Source organism: Dietzia sp. DQ11-71, from assembly GCF_014144995.1.
GTDB lineage: Bacteria > Actinomycetota > Actinomycetes > Mycobacteriales > Mycobacteriaceae > Dietzia > Dietzia kunjamensis.
Genome location: NZ_JAALDT010000464.1, coordinates 1 through 1360, shown reverse-complemented (window position 1 = coordinate 1360; position 1360 = coordinate 1). Strand labels below are relative to the sequence as shown.

General features: G+C 72.5%; 2 protein-coding genes. One reads left to right on the top strand and one right to left on the bottom strand.

The genetic code is table 11. From position 1 onward, the window contains the following. Positions 1-92: 92 nt before the first annotated feature. The gene (locus tag G6023_RS14580; protein WP_069389284.1) at positions 93-593 is read right to left on the bottom strand and encodes a WKL family lipoprotein; all 501 of its coding nucleotides are present in this window, start codon (positions 591-593) and stop codon (positions 93-95) included. Positions 594-755: 162 nt separating this feature from the next. On the opposite strand from G6023_RS14580, the gene G6023_RS14575 reads away from it, so the two are divergent. Further along, positions 756-1360 (top strand): asparaginase domain-containing protein (locus tag G6023_RS14575; RefSeq protein WP_347570783.1); only part of this gene is annotated, 605 nt, incomplete at its 3' end.

Sequence of the window (1360 nt, the reverse complement as noted above, 5' to 3'; positions counted from 1 at the left end):
ACGACGAGGACTCGGTGCTGCGGTTCCGCAGCGTGGACTGACGCTGGTCAGGCCTCGCTGTCAGTCCGGGCCGACGGCGCGCTGAGGTGCGGTCAGGCCGCGGCGCACGTGGCCGGCGGCTCCAGCCCGGCGTTGGTGATGAGCGCGCAGGCGAACGCCTTCTGAAGCTGCCACTGACCACCCTGGTTGATGAACTGGGCCTGGACGTTGATGTCCTCCTGGCCCGGCTGGGAGATCACCGCGTTGGCGATGAGCGTGCCGGGGATGTCCCCCTCCGCTGCGCCGGTGATCGTCACGTCGGCGCCCTGCTCGGCCTTGAGGGCGGCGATCTGGTCGAAGATCTCGGGCGCCTCCGCGCCACCCTCCACCAGGTCGACCTTCTCCTCCACCGGCACCGCGGGGTCGGAGGCCCGGTCGAGCAGCTGGGTCAGCTCCTCGGCGGTGGGGATAGTGGTCTCCTGGGCGCTGGTAGTGGGCGCGGGGGCTGCTGTGCCCCGGGGCCCGGGGCCGTCGTCGTCACTTCCGCAGGCGGCGAGGCCGCCCAGTGCGAAGGCGGACAGGGAGACTGCGGCGATGGTCCGTCGAAGACTCACGCGGGGTCCTTTCGTCGAGATGTGCGGCACCGGGCATGCGGTACCGAGCCGGGCATGGCTCCGGGCCGGGTCACCGGCCCAACGAACATCGATGAGCCATTGTTCCATCGTCAGCGGCCGGGATGGTTGACGCCGGGCCGCCCGCACACCACTGTGGAGCGGGTGACCAGCGCCGAGACCAGCACCGATACCCCCCACATCGTGATCTGCACCACGGGAGGCACGATCACCGCCTCGACCACGCCGGAGGGGGCGGTCGTGGCCGGGGACTCCGACCCCGCGACGCAGGCCATGCTCGACGGCCTGCGGGCGGTGCTGCCGGACCAGATCACCGTGAGCGCGCGTGCCGTGCTCGACGCCGACTCCTCCACGTTCGGCCCGGCCGAGTGGGACCTGCTGGTCGACGCGGTGGGTGACGTGCTGTCCGATCCGTCGGTGTCGGGGGTCGTGGTGTCCCACGGGACCGACACCCTCGAGGAGACCGCCATCGCCCTCGATCTGCACCACGACGACCCGCGGCCCGTCGCGCTCACCGGGGCCCAGCGTCCCGCCGACCACCCCGAGGCCGACGGGCCCGCCAATCTCCTGGACGCGGTCCTGCTGGCCGCCGACCCCGTCTCCCGCGACCTGGGGGTGCTGGTGGTCCTGGGCCGGGCCATCCTGCAGGCCCGCGGCGTGCGCAAGTGGCACACGACCGATCCCGTCGCCTTCGCCCGCAACTCGCCCGAGCATCCGGTCGAGGACCTGCCCCCGGAGCTCGAACGCCC